Origin of the sequence: Halomonas chromatireducens (assembly GCF_001545155.1) — a bacterium.
Classification (GTDB): domain Bacteria; phylum Pseudomonadota; class Gammaproteobacteria; order Pseudomonadales; family Halomonadaceae; genus Halomonas; species Halomonas chromatireducens.
The window spans coordinates 3,837,963-3,855,325 of the sequence record NZ_CP014226.1; the positions used below are offsets into that span (position 1 = coordinate 3,837,963).

Genomic DNA, 17,363 nt, shown 5'->3' on the forward strand with positions numbered 1-17,363 from the left:
TGGCGTCAACTTTGCGTCATCACGGACGCAGGTCGTCCGGGATATCGGCCTCGATTTCCTCGAAGTAGCGAATGGCACCGGGGTGCAGCGGCACCGGAGTGGACTCCATGGTGAACTCCACGGTGGTGTCGTTGGCCGCCGGGTGCACGGCGATCAGGTCATCGGTACGCTCGAACAGCAGCTTGGTGAGTTCGTAGGCCAGATCCTCGTCCATGTCGGAATTGACGACCAGGACATTGGGGATACTGATGGTCTGCACTGCCTCGTCCATGCCGTCGTACATGCCGGCACGCAGCTCATAGGCGGCAAACACCGGTTCTGCTTCACGGGCGTTCTCGATCTCTTCGTCCGAGAAACCGATCAGGCGAATGTCGCGGGTAGCCGCCAGGTTGAGGATCGAGCTGGTGGGCGGCCCCACGCTCCAGAAGCCGGCGTCGATGTCACCATCGTGAATNTGAAGATCATCATTCTTGGCGCCGGCCAGGTCGGCGGTACGCTGGCCGAGCATCTGGCCCGCGAGGAAAACGACATCACCGTGGTGGACACCGACGGCGAGCGGCTGCGCGAGCTGCATACCCGGCTCGACATCCGCACCGTGGTGGGCCCCGGCTCCTACCCCGTGGTGCTGCGCCAGGCCGGCTGCGAGGACGCCGACATGCTGATCGCGGTGACCAGCCAGGACGAGGTCAACATGATCGCCTGTCAGGTCGCCCACACCCTGTTTCGCACCCCCACCAAGATCGCCCGGGTCCGGGCCACCGCCTACCTCACCCGCAAGGGGCTGTTCGCCCACGAGGCGGTGCCCATCGACGTGCTGATCAGCCCCGAGCAGGTGGTCACCGACCACATCCGGCGCTTGATCGAGCACCCCGGTGCGCTGCAGGTGCTGGAGTTCGCCGGCGGGCTGGTGCAGCTGGTGGCGGTCAAGGCGTTCTACGGCGGCCCGCTGGTGGGCCAGGACCTGGGCTTCCTGCGCCGCCACATGCCCAGCGTCGATACCCGGGTGGCGGCCATCTACCGCCGCAACCGGCCGATCATTCCCCGCGGCGACACCGTGATCGAGGCCGACGACGAGGTCTTCTTCATCGCCGCCCGCCGCGACATCCGCGCGGTGATGAGCGAGCTGCGCCGAGTCGACCGCGACTTCCGCCGGGTGATGATCGCCGGCGGCGGCAACATCGGCGAGCGGCTGGCCGAACACCTCGAGCACAGCCACCAGGTCAAGATCATCGAGCACGGCATCGAGCGCTGCACGGTGCTCGCCGAGCGTCTCGACCGCACCGTGGTGCTGCACGGCAGCGCCACCAACAAGCGGCTGCTGGAAGAGGAGAACATCGAGGACTGCGACATCTTCTGCGCGCTGACCAACGACGACGAGGTCAACATCATGTCGTCGATGCTGGCCAAGCGCATGGGGGCCAAGAAGGTGCTGACGCTGATCAACAACGCCGCCTACGTCGACCTGGTCCAGGGCGGCGAGATCGACATCGCCATCTCGCCGCAGCAGGCCACCATCGGCAGCCTGCTGACCCACGTGCGCCGCGGCGACATCGTCAACGTACACTCGCTGCGCCGCGGTGCCGCCGAGGCCATCGAGGCCATCGCCCACGGCGACATGCAATCCTCCAAGGTGGTGGGCCGCGCCATCGGCGATATCGACCTGCCCAGCGGCACCACCATCGGTGCGCTGGTACGCGGCAAGGAGGTGCTGATCGCCCACGACGACGTGGTGGTGGAGTCGGGCGATCACCTGATCCTGTTCGTGATCGACAAGCGCCGCATTCGCGAGGTGGAACGCCTCTTCCAGGTCGGCCTGACCTTCTTCTGATGCANGGCCATCGCCCACGGCGACATGCAATCCTCCAAGGTGGTGGGCCGCGCCATCGGCGATATCGACCTGCCCAGCGGCACCACCATCGGTGCGCTGGTACGCGGCAAGGAGGTGCTGATCGCCCACGACGACGTGGTGGTGGAGTCGGGCGATCACCTGATCCTGTTCGTGATCGACAAGCGCCGCATTCGCGAGGTGGAACGCCTCTTCCAGGTCGGCCTGACCTTCTTCTGATGCCAACGGGGCGCCTCTTGATGTCACGCTGCTGCTTCGCGCCTATGGTTCGCACGCCTGTCGCCAGGAGAATCTTCCCATGAGCCTGCGCATCATCCTGCGCATCCTGGGAATGCTGCTGATGATGTTCAGCCTGACCCTGGTGCCGCCCATCCTTATCTCGCTGCTGTTCGGCGACGGCCAGTGGGATGCCTTTGCCATCGCGATCATGATCACCGCAGCCACCGGGATGGTGATGTACCTGCCCAACCGGCTCGCACGGAAGGAACTTCGCACCCGCGACGGCTTCCTGATCGCCGCGCTGTTCTGGAGCGTTCTCGGGCTGTTCGGCTCGCTGCCACTGATGTTGACCGGCGATGCCGCCCTCTCGCTCACCGATGCCGTATTCGAGTCCTTCTCGGGACTGACCACCACCGGTGCCACGGTGATCACCGGCATCGACTTCCTGCCGGAGTCGATCCTCTATTATCGCCAGCAGCTGCAGTGGCTGGGCGGGATGGGGATCGTGGTACTGGCTGTGGCGATCCTGCCGACCCTGGGGGTCGGGGGCATGGCCCTCTACCGTACCGAGATTCCCGGACCGCTGAAGGACTCCAAGCTCACTCCACGCATTACCGAGACGGCCAAGGCCCTGTGGTACATCTACGCCGCCCTGACCATCACCTGTTTTCTGGCCTACATGGCCGCCGGCATGAACTGGTTCGATGCCCTGGGCCACAGTTTCTCCACCGTGGCCATCGGCGGATTCTCCACCTATGACGCCAGCATCGGCCACTTCGACAGCGCCGCCATCGAGCTTATCTGCGTGTTCTTCCTGATCGTCTCGGCAATGAGCTTCAGCCTGCATTTCCTGGCCTGGCGTGGACGACGAATTCGTCACTACTTTCAGGATCCGGAAGCCCGTTTCCTGCTGATGTTCCTGGCCGGCCTGACAGCGATCACGGTGGTCTCCCTGTGGCTCACCGGTACCTATGAAACCGAGCGGGGCCTGCGGCACGGTCTCTTCCAGGTGGTATCGGTAGCCACCACCGCCGGTTTCGGCGTGACGGACTTCTCGGCCTGGCCGGGCGCACTGCCCTTCCTGCTGTTCGTGGCAGCCTTTGTCGGCGGCTGCTCCGGCTCCACCGGCGGCGGCATGAAGGTGATTCGCATCATCCTGATCTTGAAGCAAGGCATGCGAGAGATCATGCGCCTGATCCACCCCAACGCCGTGATCGCGGTCAAGATCGGCAAGGTGAGCGTGCCAGACGGCATCGCCCAGGCGGTGTGGGGCTTCTTCTCGGTCTACGTGATGCTGTTCTTCCTGATGCTGGTAGGGGTCATGGCCACTGGCGTCGACCAGGTAACCGCCTGGTCGACGGTGGCCTCGGCGCTCAACAACCTGGGGCCGGCCCTCGGCGAAGCCTCGGGTAACTATGGCGATATGCCGACACTCAGCAAATGGATCCTGGTAGTTGCCATGCTGCTGGGCCGCCTGGAGATCTTCACGGTGCTGGTGCTGTTCACCCCGGCCTTCTGGCGCCGTTAGGACTGTACAAGTGCCTACTCGAGCGAATCGCTGCGTTGCGCCTCACCTCGTCGGCTATTTGTACAGCGCCTCCCTGGATAAGTCTGATGCGACTTCTGACGGACCGGGTTTGGAGCGCGGGCCGGCTTCGTGGATAATCGGGCATTCATCCCCTTTCGATCCCGAGCGTTCATGACCCACTCCCAGGACACTGTGACCGACCCCAGCCAGGACGGCGACTTCAGCGGCCCGCGCCAAGTCATCGAAGTGGGCGGGACCCGCTATACCCTGCTGGGCACCGCCCATGTCTCGGCAAAGAGCGCCGATGACGTGCGCCGCCTGATCGGTTCCGGTGAGTTCGATGCCGTGGCAATCGAGCTTTGCGACTCTCGCCACCAGAACCTCAGCGACCCGGACGCCCTGGCCAAGCAGGACCTGTTCGAGATCTTTCGCCAGGGAAAGGCCGGCATGGTGGCTGCCAGCCTGGCGCTGGGCGCCTTTCAACAGCGAGTCGCCGAGCAGTCCGGCATCGAGCCAGGCGCCGAGATGCGTGCCGCCCTTGAGGAGGCCCGACGACACGAGCTCCCCCTACTGCTTATCGATCGTGACGTGGGCATCACCCTCAAACGCATCTACCATAACGTCCCCTGGTGGCAGCGCATGTCGCTGTTCACCGGGCTGCTTGGCAGTGTGCTGTCACGTCAGGAGGTCAAGCCCGAAGAAATCGAGCGACTCAAGGAGGGTGACGTGCTGGAGTCCACCTTCAGCGAGTTCGCCGCCGAGTCCGAGTCACTCTACATTCCGCTGATAACCGAACGCGACCGCTACATGGTGATGCGCCTGGCCGAGCAGGCCCCTCCCGGACGCTATCGCAATGTGCTGGTGGTGATAGGCGCCGGGCACATGAAGGGCATGGCCGAGCGCTTCAGCGAACCCCTACCCGTCTCGCCCCGGGAAGAGCGTGAGAAGCTGGAAGTCACGCCGCCGCCGTCAAAGCTGTGGCGCTCACTCCCCTGGCTGATCACGGCGCTGGTGCTGACAGGCTTCGCCATCGGCTTCTCGCGCAATACCGAACTGGGCTGGCAGCTGGTCGGCGAGTGGTTCCTGATCAATGGCATTCTCTCGGGCCTCGCCACGCTGATCGCCCTGGCGCACCCGGTCACGGTCTTGGCCACCATGGTCGCGGCCCCGCTCACCTCGCTGAACCCGACCATCGGCGCCGGCTTCGTCGCCGCCGGTGTAGAGCTGTGGATGCGCAAGCCCAAGGTGCAGGACTTCTCGACCCTGCGCCACGATGTCACCGAACTGAAAGGATGGTGGCGTAACCGGGTCTCACGAACCCTGCTGGTGTTCCTGTTCGCCACGCTGGGTTCGGCGGCTGGCACCTGGGTCGCCGGCTTCCGCATCGCCGGCGCGCTGCTCGGCAGTTGACGAAGCGCGTTACCGCTCTTTCGCGCCGTCCCCGCCCTCATCCGGGTGCTTGCTACAGGCCTTCGAGAACGCTTCGATGACCTGAGCCACCACCTTGCGCTGCGCAACCGGCAGCGCAAGGTAGCGCTGCAACACCTGGCGCTCCTCGCCACTGATCGATGCCTCCCAGCGGCCCCGGGCCTCGCGTATCTGCAGCCCGGCGGCCTCCCCATAGCGCAAGGACTGAGGCTCGACCCCCAGCCACTCCGCCAGTACCTGGAGCTTCTCCTGCTTGGGAAGGGTCTCGCCACAAAGCCAGCGACGCACCCCCTGCAGGGTGACAGGCTTGCCCCAGTAGCGCAGATTGAATTCACGCTCGAGTACAGCGGGCCGAGGCTCATACCCGGCTGCACGCATCGCGGTGGCCAGGCGCTCGGCGAAGGCGGTTTTTTCGTTCATGCGGCGAATGTGCCGCGCGGGTTGCACTCGCAGTTAAACTGGAGTTGATCTAATATAGCAACCAATGGTTAACTCCCATCGTGTTAGTTGATCATCGATGCCAGTCCCGATAGCCGCGGCAAGGCCCGGCCATCGGCACCAAACACAACAGGACCCCCCATGCCTGACTCGCTTCAAAGGGATCTCGATGCGAGCTACGATCAGAGGGTACTGGCGAGAACCGCCGGCGCCATCCAGCCCCATGGCTGCCTGATCGTCGTCGATCAGCGGTGGCGCAACGTTATGCTCACCAGCACCAATCTGGATCAGTTTCTCGGCCAAGCACCGGTCGAGGCACTCGGCCGCTCTCCATCGGCCGTACTGGGCTCGGTGCCCATCGGCCTGCTCGCCTCCCGGTTCGGCAAAGGCGAGGAGGGCCGCGCCAGTACCGCCACCTGCCGGCTCGAAACCACCCCACAGCCACTACATGTCACCGCACACGGTGTGGCGACCAGCATCGTCCTGGAGCTGGAGCCATGCGGAATCCTGACCGACAACCTGACGGAACGGGTGGCTGGCTGGGGTTCACGCATCGCTGGCGCCGACTGCCCAGGCAGGGTGCTCTCGCTGCTACTGGCCGCCCTGCGCGAGCTGACCGGGCTCGAGACCGCCGAGGCCTATCGCATCGACGATGACGGCCACCTGCAGCGACTGGTGGTGGACGATGCCACCGACCCGGTCCACAAGGCATGCGGCGCCTTTCCAGTCGGCCTTTCGCGCCCGACGGGGAGCCTCTTTTCCGGCAGCACACCGCTGCGGCTGATCGCCGACACCACGGCAAGCCCCATCCCGCTGACGGGTCCGGGGGCGGACGCCCTGGACCTCTCCCAGGCCGTGCTACGCTCGATTCCTGTGCGCGACCGGAACTGGCTGCGGCAGTTGCAGGCGCATACCGCCCTTGTCATCAACCTTTACGATGGGCAGCGCCGCTGGGGGCTGATCGCCTGCCACGGGCGTCAGGCCCGCTACCTGGCACCCAGGCTTAGACAGCTGCTGCAGCTGTTGACCCATACGGCATTCCAGCGCCATGCCCTGCTGCAGGAGCGGGAAGAATCCCTGCGCCGACGCCAGTTGCTGGCAACGGCCGGCCAGATCGGCGTTCGCCGACCGCGACGACCCTCCAACGCCGCACTGCTGGCAGCCGCCAAGGCCTGCAAGCACTACTTCCAGGCCTGTGGTGTCGCCCTAGTATATCAAGGTAAGGCCCTGGGGCTTGGCAAGCGCCCGCATGCCCAAACCCTACAGCAGCTTGCCGCTCATCTCGACCGTTGTTCACCCGATGCCCTGTGGCACAGTCACCGGCTGGCCAATACCGCGCTCGGCAAGGTCTTGCCGCCACAAGGAGACTTCAGCGGCCTGCTGGCGGCCCCCCTGGCCAGCGAGGCACAGCCAGCCGGGTGGCTAATGCTGTTTCGGCAGCCGACAGGACGACGCACCGGCGCACAGCAGAGTGATGACCTCCAGACGCCCCACGACGGCACCGTCTGGTCCACCGCCGACCAGCATGCCGCTGTCGAGCTGGCCAGGATGCTATCCAATGACATCACCATCTGGCGGGCCAGGCATCGCTGCAGGCGCCTGCATGAGCGCAATGCCAGGCTCAGGCACCTGGCCCGCACCGATCCGGTCGCAGGCATTGCCAACCGTCACCGGATCGAGGAGCTGCTCAAGGCGGAACTCGCCATAGCCGAGCATGGTGGCAAACCCTGCTCGCTGCTGATGTTCGATATCGACCATTTCAAGCGAATCAATGACAGCCATGGGCATGATGCAGGCGACAGCGTGCTGCGACAGGTGGCCCGGACCGTTCAGGCGCGCCTGCGAACCTCGGATCACCTGGGCCGCTGGGGCGGTGAGGAATTTCTGATCATCGCCCCGGACTGCACCCTGCGCCAGGCCACCGAGCTGGCGGCTCGCCTCTGCCAGGACCGGCTAGAGACACCCTTCCCTGCAGTCGGCCAGGTCTCGATCAGCATCGGCGTCACGGCCTGGCAGCCGGGTGACACATCGAGCCAACTGGTGCATCGAGCCGACATGGCCATGTATCAGGCCAAGGAGGCGGGGCGCGCCTGCGTTCGAGTCGCCGAGGCAGCAGACTGAAGACTTACCGGGTGCGCCGGTTCTGCAACCGCTTCATGGCGGCCGTCGGCGCCAGCAGCTTCTCGAAGCGCCGGCTGGCGGCATAGCTGTCATTGAAGGCGTCGAAGTAGTCATCCAGCACGTCGCCGGCCAGGGTGTCCCCCGATTGACGCAGCAGTTCGGCGGCCACCTCGGCCGTGCAGAGATGTGCCGCCGACGCCGGCTTGCGCAGCCGATAGCGGGTCAGTCGCTCGGTGGCCAGCGGCAGCACCGGCAGGTTCTTCAGGTAGGGGCTCTTGCGGAAGATCCGCCGTGCCTGGCGCCAGGTGCCGTCGAGCAGGATAAAGACCGGCGTCTTCCCGGCGCTCTTGACGCTCGCGACGGCGTCCAGGCTCACCACGCGGTCGGCGTAGTCGGGCTGATCATCGGGAAAGATCACGAAGGGGGCGAAGCGGCTATCCTCGAGCAGTGCCAGCAACCGCTCGTCCGGGGTCGTACGGTACCAGGTAAACACCTCGGTGGTGGGCAGCACGTCCCGGATCAGTCGCCCGGTATTGGTCGGCTTATGGTGCTCCAGGGGGTGCGTCAACAGCCAGACACGAGCCGTACTCTCCACCGTGAACCGATAGGGGCAAAGGCAGTTGAGGCGCGGCAGGTTGCATCCGGGACAGCGCTCGACGAAGCTGCCGCGCCCCTTGAACTCACGCCGTGGCGGCCGGGGGTGACCCGTTGCGGGGTCACGATCACTGAAATCGCTGGGCGTATTGTCCGACATGAGGGCCTGGCAATGCTGGAGGGGGGCAATATTCTAGCATGGCATGACGTGTTGGCAGAGACTGCAAGCGAGTGGAATGGAGTGGAGTGAAATCAGCCTGCCAGAGTTTCCGGCATCCATAGGCGTCCTTCACGCTGCCAGTGACGCACCAGCTGAGGCACCCCCTTCCCCGCCGTCTGGCAGATTCGCGCCACGCCAGGGGGTGAAAGCCTCTCTGCTTCGGGGTCCACAAGCACGCAGGGGGCCTCCATGGGAGCATGGTCCAGCAATGAAGCGGCGGGCATCACGGCAAGCGAGGTACCCACCACCAGCAGCAGGTCAGCCTCGCCGACGATCTCACAGGCCTCGGCAAAGTGCGGCACGCTCTCGCCGAACCACACCACGTCCGGGCGCAGCTGGCTCCCCTTGTCGCAGATATCGCCCAACTCGATGCCTCCTCGGGGCAGGCGATACTGCATTCGGGCATCCACCGTGGAGCGCGCCTTGAGGATTTCGCCATGCAGGTGCAGCACGTTGCGGGAACCGGCGCGCTCGTGCAGGTCATCGATGTTCTGGGTGATGATACTGACCCGAAACCCCCGCTTCTCCAGCTCCGCCAGGGCCTTGTGGGCGGCATTGGGCCGGGCCCGGCGAACCTGGGCCCGGCGCGTATTGTAGAATTCCAGCACACGCCGGGGGTCGCGGCGCCAGGCTTCGGGGGTGGCCACAGCCTCGATGGGGTGGTCAGCCCAAAGCCCATCGCTGGCCCGGAAGGTCTGGATACCGCTCTCGGCGCTGATGCCCGAGCCGGTAAAGACCACCAGATGGGAGCGCCTCTCCTCCGCCATACCTTGCCTCGTCATTGCCGCTGCCTGCCGGACGCACTGAAGTGGCGGGCCTGGAAGCGGTTCGCTTCAATAAACCAGGCCATTCTCCTCGCTACTGGCGAAGCGCTGCTTGTTGCGGTAGGGATAGACGTCGATGACGCGCCCATCCAGGATGGCCTGCTGCAACCCCTTCCAGTAATCCGCATCGAGCAACTCCGGGTGCAGCTCATAGAACAGCTTGCGCAGCCGAATATCGGCAAACAGGAAGGGGCCGAACTCCTCCGGAAAAATATCATTTGGTCCCACCGAGTACCAGGGTTCATCGGAGAGTTCCTGCTCGGGATACATCGGCTCCGGAATATGGCGGAAATTGCACTCGGTGAGATAGCAGACCTCGTCATAGTCGTAGAAGATCACCCGTCCATGGCGGGTGACGCCGAAGTTCTTCAGCAGCATGTCACCGGGGAAGATATTGGCTGCTGCCATCTGCTTGATGGCATTGCCATAATCCTTGAGTACGGCTCGTGTCTCGGCTTCATCGCACTCCTCCAGGTAGATGTTGAGCGGTGTCATCATCCGCTCCGTATAGCAGTGCTTGATGGTGACCTTGTCACCCTTGAGCTGGACGTTGGAGGGGGCCACCGCGAGCAACTCCTCCAGGCACTCCGGCGCGAAGTGATCCTTGCGGGCGATGAAGTTGGAGAACTCCTGGGTATCCGCCATGCGACCGACCCTGTCGTGACGCTTGACCAGGCTGTACTTCTCACGGACGTTATCCCGGCTCATCCGCTTGGAAGGGTCGAAGCGATCCTTGATGATCTTGAAGACCGTGCGGAACGACGGCAGCACGAATACCGTCATGACCATGCCACGCACCCCGGGCGCGATGATGAACTTGTCCTCCCGCTTGGCCACCTGCCGGTTGAGTGCGCGAAAGAACTCCGTCTTGCCATGCTTGAAGAAACCGATCGAGGCGTACAGCTCCCCTTCGGGCTTGTCGGGCATCAACTCCTGCAGGTAATCAACGAACTCGCCGGGCACCTGCACCTCCACCTGAAAGTAGGCGCGGGTGAAGGAGAAGATGATCGACACCTCGTCAGACTCGATGAGCACCGTATCCAGGTGCAAACCTTGCCCCTCGTCGTGCAGCACCGGCAGCACCAGCGGGATCTGCTCGCCGCCGCCCCGTATGCGACCCACCAGGTAGGCGCCCTTGTTCCGGTAGAAGACGCTCTTGAGCAGTTCGACCTCGGTATCCGGCGCCTCGAGAATGGCGGCAGGCAGGTGGCCGCGCAGAAATTCGGCGGCCAGCCGCGTATCGCGTTGCAGGTTGTCGAAGGAGGTCTCGAAGGGAGCTTCCGTCAGTGCCCAGTGAATGGCCTCCTCCCATTTCCCTTCCACCGGCAGGCGACGACACCGCTCGATTCCCGAGTGGTGCGCCGCCGCATCCCGGGAGCTGTAGACGAACATCCAGTCGTTGCGGATATGGCGATGATGGAAGATCGAGCAGAACATCGAGTTGAAATAGGTTTCGGCCAGCTCGTAGTCGAGACGCTGGCTGATCAGCTCCGCGTAGTGATTCCTGGCCTCTCGCCAACATTCGCAGTGGGTCAGATCCTCGTCCGCGAATGATCGCTTGAGCCTGTCGAGAGTTTCCTCGACCTTTTCGTCGTAGAGGTCGATTCGTTCCGCAGAGGCCTGCTGAGCCTCCCGCCATGCGGCATCGCGAAAGCGCCGGCTGGCATCAGCGGTGATCTCCTTGAAGCGCGAACGGTACTCGTCGAAACCGTACAGGATCGTGGCGGCAAGACGATAGGCGGGGGAATGCTTCATGGCGGACTCCGGGCAGCTTGAGGGTCAAGCTTCGTGGATTTGGCCACGTTTCGCGAGCCGACAATGGTGGACCGGGGTGTAATGGAGCGACACGAGCGTCATACCTTCATCACGGCACTGTCGCCTGACCGTCATCGCTCGGTGTCAGCCTTGTCGCCAGGAGCCCTAAGGAGCCTGTCGGATTTGACCGATCGTCACGAGAGATTTGGATTACGAGACAAGTTTATCGATCTGATGAGGCGAATAGCCCGCTATTTAACGAATCAGATCGAATGAAATTGACCGAAAGGCCGGATCTCGTAGTAGATCAGCGTTAAGTCCGACAGGCTCCCCACTGGGCCGGCGAACGACGAGGAGCCCATGCGTATCTGTCTGGTCAGCGAAACCTGGTCGCCCGATATCAACGGCGTGGCCAACACGCTTCATCAGTTGAGCCGGCAACTCCTGGCAAGGGATGTGGCCCTGCAGCTCATTCGCCCCGAGCCGTATGCACCCGGCAGGCGAAAGGGACGCACGCCCGGCATGCAGGCCGAGCTCAAGGTGCGTGGTATCCCGCTGCCCGGCTACCGGGAAGTTCGTGCCGGCATGCCCGCCACCCGTCGCCTGCTGCAGCTGTGGCAGAAGCAGCGCCCCGATGTCGTCTACCTCGCGACCCAAGGACCGCTGGGACATCAATATCCGGGAATCCACCGTGCTGGGGCTGGTGGGTGCCGGCGGCATCGGCCTTCAGCTCAACTCCGCGATCAACAGCCTGGCCTGGAACCAGGTGAGCGTGATCTTCCTGATGATCTTCGTCACCGTGCTGGCCTCGGAGTGGGTCTCCGCCCGGGTACGCCACGCCATTATCTGAGGAGCGGAAAAGAGCGTAGGTACGCCCGACACCAGCCACCGGTCAAAGGCAATTATTGGACAGGATCAGGCCCCGTGGTAGCCATCCTCTTCGGGGTCCTCATGGGCGCCCCTGGGCAGTTCGCTGACCCAGGCCATCGCAGCCGCGCGTTCGCGGCGAGAGAATGTGCGGATCTCCACCGCCTTGAACAGCCGCTCTTCCAGGTGGGCGATATGCTCGATCCACGCCTGGTCTGTGACCACGGCAGCGCGGTGGTAGTGATCGAGATCACCGAGCTGAGTCAGGCCATAGCCGATGTCCTTGAGCAGGGCAGTCAGCGTCATCAAGCGCAAGTTTTCGATCTCGATCACCAGGCTGATCACGGGATGATCCCGCTTGGCGGCCTCGATGGCATCAATGGCGTGCTGCAGCTCGCTGCCCGTCACGATGCCGCCGGCCTTCATCGCCACGACATGGTCTGCCGGGTGAGGGATCAGATCCAACATGAGCGTTCTCCTTGAGATCTGGCACTAAACGAAGACTATCGGCCACTTTCAGCATAGCGCGCCATGGCGGTCTGGCGGAAAGCATGACACACGCACCTTGGCGAGACAGGCCAGGTAGATCGGCGGCCAGTACGGCTCAGGCGGCGCGCGGTGCGGCATCGCTGCTCACGCACTTCGACAGGCAGAAGACCGCCAGCGCACCGGTCAGCGTGGGCAGCAGGAACCCCACCGAATAGCTGCCGGTGAGCCACACGATAAGGCTGAACAGCGCCGGCCCCACCAGCACCCCCATGTAGGTGAGCACCAGCACGGCGGCGGTGGCCTCACCCACCTCACCAGGATGGCAGCGCCGTGCCACCTCCCCAAGATAGACGCCGTTCCATCCCACCGCCGTGGCGCCAGCAACCACCATCAGGGTGATCGTCAGCCAGGTTGGCACCGTGGTGCCGAGCAGCGCCAGCAGGAAGAAGATCACGGCGATGACGCCGGCCAGGCCGAACAGCACCGGCACGCTGCCACCCAGGCGGTCAGCCAGCGCCCCCCAGACCAGGCGCCCCGAGACCCCGGCCATATGGACCAGCGACACCACGGCCCCCGCCATCACCAGACTCAGCAACAGCTCCTCGACCATATAGGCCACCGCGAAGCTGAGCAGCGAGAGCTGAGCCGCGGAGAGGCAGAAGCCGGTGGCGCCCAGCCAGCGCATGGCACGGTAGCGGCGCAGCACGCCCAGGCTGCCGGCGCGCTGCATGCGCACACTGGCATCACGGCTGGCATCCCAGCGGGAGCGCCGCGGCTGCAGCACCAGCAGCGTTGCCAGACAGGCCGCTCCCACCGCAAGAAAAGCCGCTTGCCAGTTCCACAGGGCGGCCAGCGGCGGCGCCAGCAGGCCGGCCAACACGCCGCCCAGGGGAACGCCGGTCTGCTTGATCGAGTAGACGAGATTGCGGCGTTCGGGCGGCGTGAAACGGGAGAGCAGCTCCGCCGCCGCGGGGCTGGTAATGCCGTAGGCGAGGCCCAGCAGTAGCGTAGTGGCGAACAGCGCCAGAGGGGTACCGATCAGGGCCAGCGCGCAGCCCCCCATCACCAGCGCCATGGCCAGCTGGCTGGCCCGACAGCCACCCAGCCGCCGCGCCAGCACCGCCGACTGCAGCGAGGCGAGCATCGCCACCCCGTAGAGCAGGCTGACCTGCAGGCCTACCCAGCCGGTCGGCACACCGAAGGCCGCCGCCACCTGGGGTGCCAGGGTCGGCACCAGCAGCATGCCGCCGCTGCACAGCACCTGCACCCAGGTGGTGGCTGCCAGCACCAGGAAGCCCTCGCCTCTTTCAGGAGCAGCAGCGGGCTGGTCGGGCAACGATGAAGGCATGGACATGCTTCCTGGCGAAGGAAACCGTTAGCCTACACACAATCTGCCGCTTCCCGCCAATGGTTACGCCGGAACGAGCCGCTACGGCGCCTCCCGCCTTACCAGGGCAGCGGTTCGCCGTTGCTGTGCCAGAAGGTGCCGGTGCTTTCTAGGGTCAGCGCCGCGATGCGCGACGCGATGCCTGCTGCGGCTTCCTCCGGTGAAATCAGGCCGCCGAAATTGACCATGCGGGTCTTCACGAAACCGGGATGAAGCTGGATGACCGAAATCCCGCGCGGCGCCAGGTCCATGGCAAGCGACTTGCCGAAGGCATTGAGAGCGGCCTTGGAGGCGCGATAGCCGTAGCGGCCACCGGAATCGTTGTCGGCGATAGATCCCATGCGACTGGTGATGTTGGCGATCTTGCTGCCTTCCCCCAGGTTGTCGAGCAGCGCCTCCACCACGGCGAGCGGCGCGTAGGCATTGATCTCCATCTGCTCCCGGATGGTGTCGAAGTTAAGCTCGCCTAGGGACTCGTCGCGCAGCAGGCCGGCGTTGTTTATCAGCAGGTCAAGCCGCTGACCCTTCACCTCCTCGGCGAGTCGGGCGATATCGGCGGCTCGGGTCACATCGATACCTTCCATCACCCGGCTGGCTACTTCATTCAGCTCGGCGGATGTCTGGCGGCAGACCCCGATCACCTGCCATCCCTCGCCATGGTAGTGCCGGGCCAGTGCCAGGCCGACGCCACGGTTGGCGCCAGTAATCAAGACTGTTGGGGACATGAATGACTCCTTTTGTTTGGAAGAACGGTCGGCTGAGCGTTGGCAGGTCGGTTTTCCTGGCTTGCTCAGGGAGAGGTTGGGGATCGCGGGGCTCACTTCAAGCAGCGGATACTCTTGACGCCTTTCAATCACTCTCCACTACCTCCCAATCACTCTCTACTGCCTCTCAACGATAGAAGCGCCGTATAATGGTTACGCAATGTAAACACTGCCCGAATTACTTGGGCTCCCCTACACCCGATGCTCGCCATCGAACAAGGATGCTTCCATGGCCAACCGTGCCACTCCCCTTTTCCTGGTCGCCCTGGGCGGCGCAGCCGTCGGCTTGATCGTCGGCTGGCAGCTGCCGGCGGTAGCCACCTCTAGTGCAGCCGCCCCCGAAGTCACAGCGAATGACGGTAGCGTCACGAGCGCCTATGAACTCATCCAATTGGGCGAACGCCACCGTGGCGAAATCACCTCGCAGAGCGAGCTCAACGGCAAGGATGGCAGCCGTTTCACCCGCTTCACCCTGCCGCTCGAAGAGGGAGCGCTGGTCGAAATCGAGCTCGGCGGCCCTCTCCAGGGCGCCCTGTCGCTATATGACGATGAAGAGCAGCTGCTGGCCTCCACCTACGCCCCCGCTGCCTACCTCGACCCGGCCCAGACACCGGCGCTGCGCCGCCGCATCGATGAGAGCGGTGATTACACCCTGATCGTGAGCGGCAACGACCTGCACAGCTATGGGCCCTTCAGCGTCACCAGCCGTAGCATGGAACTCACCACCAGCGACACCCTGAGCGTACCCTCACGGGCCGACGGCTGGCTGCAGAACGGGCCGGATCACNGGAATTCGAACTCGAGAAGCCCTGAGTAGCGAGCGTGCATAGCCATACCTTGCTGCCAGCCGGACTTCCACCTAGCCTGATAGTTGCCACTGTCGTTTTTCAAGGAGGTAAAACGCCATGAAGCAACTGTTGATATCCGGTTTTCTCGTCGCCCTTATGGCAACGGCTGCCCACGCCGATGACCATGGGCAACAAGGAGCGGGCCAGGCAGCGACCGACCTGGAAACGGCCATGGACCTGCTGGTGCTGGAGAATGCCAGACTCGACGTGCTGCTGGAGAAGGAGCAACTGAGCGAAGAGGAACTCGCCCTTATCGAGCAGATGAGCATTAACCTGGCCAATGCTCTGGCGCTGATCCATGAGGAAGTGGGTGAGATGGCCACCCTGATGGAGGAAGTACAGAGCAGCGCCGCCGATGGCGACGGACAGCGTGTCCGTGAGAGCGGCCGAACCTACCTGGACACCATCCAGCCACTGGTGAAAGAGCCGGTCGCACCGCGCTTCCACCTGGAGGACAATGGCGAAGAAGCCGCGCGGCAGGAGTAAGCCCAGGCCCGACTGGTCGGTCTCAGACCACGTAGGCCACTTCGTCGAACGCCAAACGCGGGCCTCGGGGGCGCAGGCTCTCGGGGTCGCCAATACCCAGGTTGACCAGGAAGTTACTCTTGTAGCGGCCGTCGGGGAAGAACTCGGCATCGACCATGGCGTTATCGAAGCCACTCATGGGTCCCACGTCCAGCCCCAGCATGCGGGCTGCGATTATCAGGTAGCCACCCTGCAAGGTGCCGTTGCGCCAGGCCGTTTCGCTGGACGTCTCGGGATTGGCCGCGAAGCGATCCCGTGCGTTGGGTGAGCTGGGAAACAGCGTCGGCAGGTGTTCGTGAAAGCAGGTGTCGATGGCCACGATCACGGTAGTAGCGGCCTGGTAGGCCTTGTCCCGGTTAGCTTCGGAAAGTGCGGGCAGCAGCCGGGACTTGGCCTCCACGCTGGTCACGAAGACATAGCGCGACGGCTGGCAGTTCATGGAGGTCGGGCCCCACTTCAGCAGGTCGTAGAGACGGCGCAGAAGTGCCTCGTCAATGGGCTCATTGCGAAAGCCGTAGTGGGTACGCGCTTCACGGAAGGCAATATCCAGCGCGGTATCGTCGAGCGGCGGTCGCATTGGGTTCTCCAGATGACATATTCTCAGGCCTTGCCTAAAAACTGGCTGCGCTTGGCCATACGGCGTTAAAAATTGACTCAAAGTACTCATTTACACCGCGTAAACTCCGTCTTTTCGTCAATTTTTGCCTAGTCTGATCTTCGCTCGCCGCCTTTTTAGACAACGCCTAGACTCTACGGTATCGCTTCATGCCGGTCACTGTCGGTAGCTCCGCTTTGGTCGAAAAAAATAGCAACACTCGCCATTGGAGATGTCCATGTCCTCGTCACGCCTGCTTGCCTGCCTGGTCGCTGTGCTGTTGGCCGGTTTCGCCCCCTTCGCCGCCGCCCAGGAATTCCAGGCCTACGAAGACGCCCTGGCCCGGGGCGAGCGGCACGCCAACTACTGGCAATACGGCTGGGCGGGGGTGTATGCCACCACACTGGCGGTGAACGCCTATCAGGCCAGCGAATCGAGCAGCCGCGACGATCGCTACGATGCCCGGGTGGGCGTGGTGAAGTCGGCCCTGGCGCTGGGCGGCACCCTGATGGACCGCCAGCCGCACCCACAGGCCTACCGTGAGCTGCGTGATGGCGATCAGGATATCGACCGGGCCCGGCAACTGATGCACTCGGTCGCCGATGAGGAGCGTCGTCGCCGCAGCCTGGAAGCCCGACTGGGCTCGCTGGCCGTGAACACGGCCTCGGGGCTGCTGATCGGCGTGGGTGATGGGCGCGGTCGCGACGGCGCGATCAACTTCGCGACCGGCATGTTGATCAGCGAACTGCAGCTGCAGAGCCAGCCGCGCCAGGCAACCGCGGCGATCAACCGCTTCCAGCCTGCCCGGGTGTCGGTGGGAGACATGCACCTGAACGGCGAATACGCCCTGCTGGTGACGCCGAACCAGGTCGGGGTAGCACTGCGCTACTGAATTCATGCCGAGCCAGGGCGAGA

The 17,363-nt window shown here is 64.0% G+C and carries 15 protein-coding genes and 3 pseudogenes; 9 read left to right on the top strand and 9 right to left on the bottom strand.

From position 1 onward, the window contains the following. Window positions 1-19: 19 nt before the first annotated feature. Window positions 20-454: pseudogene (locus LOKO_RS17790) on the bottom strand (TAXI family TRAP transporter solute-binding subunit); the annotation flags it as partial. Here LOKO_RS17790 and trkA point away from each other — a divergent pair. The 4 genes and pseudogenes from trkA (at window position 455) to LOKO_RS17810 (ending at window position 5,003) form a co-directional block, all read left to right on the top strand. Continuing rightward, on the top strand, window positions 455-1,828 hold the full coding sequence (trkA, locus tag LOKO_RS17795) for a Trk system potassium transporter TrkA (RefSeq protein ID WP_201025426.1): 1,374 nt from the start codon (window positions 455-457) through the stop codon (window positions 1,826-1,828). 6 nt (window positions 1,829-1,834) lie between these two features. Next, window positions 1,835-2,065: pseudogene (locus LOKO_RS17800) on the top strand (TrkA C-terminal domain-containing protein); the annotation flags it as partial. A gap of 79 nt (window positions 2,066-2,144) precedes the next feature. After that, the gene (locus tag LOKO_RS17805) at window positions 2,145-3,593 is read left to right on the top strand and encodes a TrkH family potassium uptake protein (protein ID WP_066452025.1); all 1,449 of its coding nucleotides are present in this window, start codon (window positions 2,145-2,147) and stop codon (window positions 3,591-3,593) included. A gap of 171 nt (window positions 3,594-3,764) precedes the next feature. After that, window positions 3,765-5,003 carry a TraB/GumN family protein gene (locus LOKO_RS17810; RefSeq protein ID WP_066452026.1) on the top strand — a complete coding sequence of 413 codons (1,239 nt, stop codon included), beginning with the start codon at window positions 3,765-3,767 and terminating at the stop codon, window positions 5,001-5,003. A gap of 9 nt (window positions 5,004-5,012) precedes the next feature. Here the strand turns inward: LOKO_RS17810 and LOKO_RS17815 are convergent, their stop codons facing one another. Beyond that, window positions 5,013-5,441: a DNA-binding protein gene (locus LOKO_RS17815; protein ID WP_066452027.1), complete on the bottom strand. Its 429-nt coding sequence runs from the start codon at window positions 5,439-5,441 to the stop codon at window positions 5,013-5,015. A 159-nt stretch (window positions 5,442-5,600) separates the two neighbouring features. Here LOKO_RS17815 and LOKO_RS17820 point away from each other — a divergent pair, with 159 nt between their 5' ends. After that, window positions 5,601-7,580 (top strand): sensor domain-containing diguanylate cyclase, encoded by a 1,980-nt coding sequence (locus LOKO_RS17820; RefSeq protein ID WP_066452028.1) that lies wholly within the window; start codon window positions 5,601-5,603, stop codon window positions 7,578-7,580. Between the two features lie 4 nt (window positions 7,581-7,584). On the opposite strand, the gene LOKO_RS17825 is transcribed toward LOKO_RS17820, so the two are convergent. The 3 genes from LOKO_RS17825 to aceK all read right to left on the bottom strand — a co-directional run bounded on the left by LOKO_RS17825 (window position 7,585) and on the right by aceK (window position 10,973). Then, window positions 7,585-8,334 (bottom strand): tRNA-uridine aminocarboxypropyltransferase, encoded by a 750-nt coding sequence (locus tag LOKO_RS17825; protein ID WP_066452029.1) that lies wholly within the window; start codon window positions 8,332-8,334, stop codon window positions 7,585-7,587. Between the two features lie 92 nt (window positions 8,335-8,426). Further along, window positions 8,427-9,161, bottom strand: coding sequence for an SIR2 family NAD-dependent protein deacylase (locus tag LOKO_RS17830; protein WP_066452030.1), 735 nt, complete (start codon window positions 9,159-9,161; stop codon window positions 8,427-8,429). 66 nt (window positions 9,162-9,227) lie between these two features. Beyond that, window positions 9,228-10,973: a bifunctional isocitrate dehydrogenase kinase/phosphatase gene (gene aceK / locus LOKO_RS17835; RefSeq protein ID WP_066452031.1), complete on the bottom strand. Its 1,746-nt coding sequence runs from the start codon at window positions 10,971-10,973 to the stop codon at window positions 9,228-9,230. Window positions 10,974-11,333: 360 nt separating this feature from the next. Here aceK and LOKO_RS20530 point away from each other — a divergent pair. Together LOKO_RS20530 and LOKO_RS19045 are read left to right on the top strand one after the other, a co-directional pair. Next, a pseudogene (locus tag LOKO_RS20530) lies at window positions 11,334-11,600 on the top strand (glycosyltransferase family 4 protein); the annotation flags it as partial. A gap of 7 nt (window positions 11,601-11,607) precedes the next feature. Continuing rightward, window positions 11,608-11,823 (top strand): PhnE/PtxC family ABC transporter permease, encoded by a 216-nt coding sequence (locus LOKO_RS19045; RefSeq protein WP_235588899.1) that lies wholly within the window; start codon window positions 11,608-11,610, stop codon window positions 11,821-11,823. A gap of 65 nt (window positions 11,824-11,888) precedes the next feature. Here LOKO_RS19045 and LOKO_RS17845 read toward each other — a convergent pair whose 3' ends face one another. From LOKO_RS17845 to LOKO_RS17855, 3 genes are all read right to left on the bottom strand, one after another. Continuing rightward, entirely contained in the window at window positions 11,889-12,308 is a 420-nt protein-coding gene (locus LOKO_RS17845) for a SpoIIAA family protein (protein WP_066452033.1), read from the bottom strand. A 136-nt stretch (window positions 12,309-12,444) separates the two neighbouring features. Next, window positions 12,445-13,677: an MFS transporter gene (locus LOKO_RS17850; RefSeq protein ID WP_066452034.1), complete on the bottom strand. Its 1,233-nt coding sequence runs from the start codon at window positions 13,675-13,677 to the stop codon at window positions 12,445-12,447. A 98-nt stretch (window positions 13,678-13,775) separates the two neighbouring features. Next, window positions 13,776-14,441: an SDR family oxidoreductase gene (locus LOKO_RS17855; RefSeq protein ID WP_066452035.1), complete on the bottom strand. Its 666-nt coding sequence runs from the start codon at window positions 14,439-14,441 to the stop codon at window positions 13,776-13,778. Window positions 14,442-15,385: 944 nt separating this feature from the next. Between LOKO_RS17855 and LOKO_RS17865 the strand changes: the two genes are divergently transcribed. Beyond that, the gene (locus tag LOKO_RS17865) at window positions 15,386-15,814 is read left to right on the top strand and encodes a DUF6746 family protein (RefSeq protein ID WP_066452037.1); all 429 of its coding nucleotides are present in this window, start codon (window positions 15,386-15,388) and stop codon (window positions 15,812-15,814) included. Window positions 15,815-15,836: 22 nt separating this feature from the next. Here LOKO_RS17865 and LOKO_RS17870 read toward each other — a convergent pair whose 3' ends face one another. Further along, a complete protein-coding gene (locus tag LOKO_RS17870) occupies window positions 15,837-16,430 on the bottom strand; it encodes a malonic semialdehyde reductase (protein WP_066452038.1) in 594 nt (197 codons plus the stop codon). 256 nt (window positions 16,431-16,686) lie between these two features. Here LOKO_RS17870 and LOKO_RS17875 point away from each other — a divergent pair, with 256 nt between their 5' ends. Continuing rightward, window positions 16,687-17,340 carry a hypothetical protein gene (locus tag LOKO_RS17875; RefSeq protein ID WP_066452039.1) on the top strand — a complete coding sequence of 218 codons (654 nt, stop codon included), beginning with the start codon at window positions 16,687-16,689 and terminating at the stop codon, window positions 17,338-17,340. The last annotated feature ends 23 nt before the right edge of the window (window positions 17,341-17,363 follow it).

Excerpts from the sequence above, each read along its gene's own strand:
- LOKO_RS17820 (WP_066452028.1), top strand. The coding sequence starts at position 5,601 with ATGCCTGACTCGCTTCAAAGGGATCTCGATGCGAGCTACGATCAGAGG.
- LOKO_RS17865 (WP_066452037.1), top strand. The coding sequence starts at position 15,386 with ATGAAGCAACTGTTGATATCCGGTTTTCTCGTCGCCCTTATGGCAACG.
- aceK (WP_066452031.1), bottom strand. The coding sequence starts at position 10,973 with ATGAAGCATTCCCCCGCCTATCGTCTTGCCGCCACGATCCTGTACGGT.
- LOKO_RS17850 (WP_066452034.1), bottom strand. The coding sequence starts at position 13,677 with ATGCCTTCATCGTTGCCCGACCAGCCCGCTGCTGCTCCTGAAAGAGGC.
- LOKO_RS17870 (WP_066452038.1), bottom strand. The coding sequence starts at position 16,430 with ATGCGACCGCCGCTCGACGATACCGCGCTGGATATTGCCTTCCGTGAA.
- LOKO_RS17810 (WP_066452026.1), top strand. The coding sequence starts at position 3,765 with ATGACCCACTCCCAGGACACTGTGACCGACCCCAGCCAGGACGGCGAC.
- LOKO_RS17845 (WP_066452033.1), bottom strand. The coding sequence starts at position 12,308 with ATGTTGGATCTGATCCCTCACCCGGCAGACCATGTCGTGGCGATGAAG.
- LOKO_RS17815 (WP_066452027.1), bottom strand. The coding sequence starts at position 5,441 with ATGAACGAAAAAACCGCCTTCGCCGAGCGCCTGGCCACCGCGATGCGT.
- LOKO_RS17805 (WP_066452025.1), top strand. The coding sequence starts at position 2,145 with ATGAGCCTGCGCATCATCCTGCGCATCCTGGGAATGCTGCTGATGATG.
- LOKO_RS17875 (WP_066452039.1), top strand. The coding sequence starts at position 16,687 with ATGTCCTCGTCACGCCTGCTTGCCTGCCTGGTCGCTGTGCTGTTGGCC.
- LOKO_RS17830 (WP_066452030.1), bottom strand. The coding sequence starts at position 9,161 with ATGGCGGAGGAGAGGCGCTCCCATCTGGTGGTCTTTACCGGCTCGGGC.
- LOKO_RS19045 (WP_235588899.1), top strand. The coding sequence starts at position 11,608 with ATGTCGTCTACCTCGCGACCCAAGGACCGCTGGGACATCAATATCCGG.
- LOKO_RS17825 (WP_066452029.1), bottom strand. The coding sequence starts at position 8,334 with ATGTCGGACAATACGCCCAGCGATTTCAGTGATCGTGACCCCGCAACG.
- LOKO_RS17855 (WP_066452035.1), bottom strand. The coding sequence starts at position 14,441 with ATGTCCCCAACAGTCTTGATTACTGGCGCCAACCGTGGCGTCGGCCTG.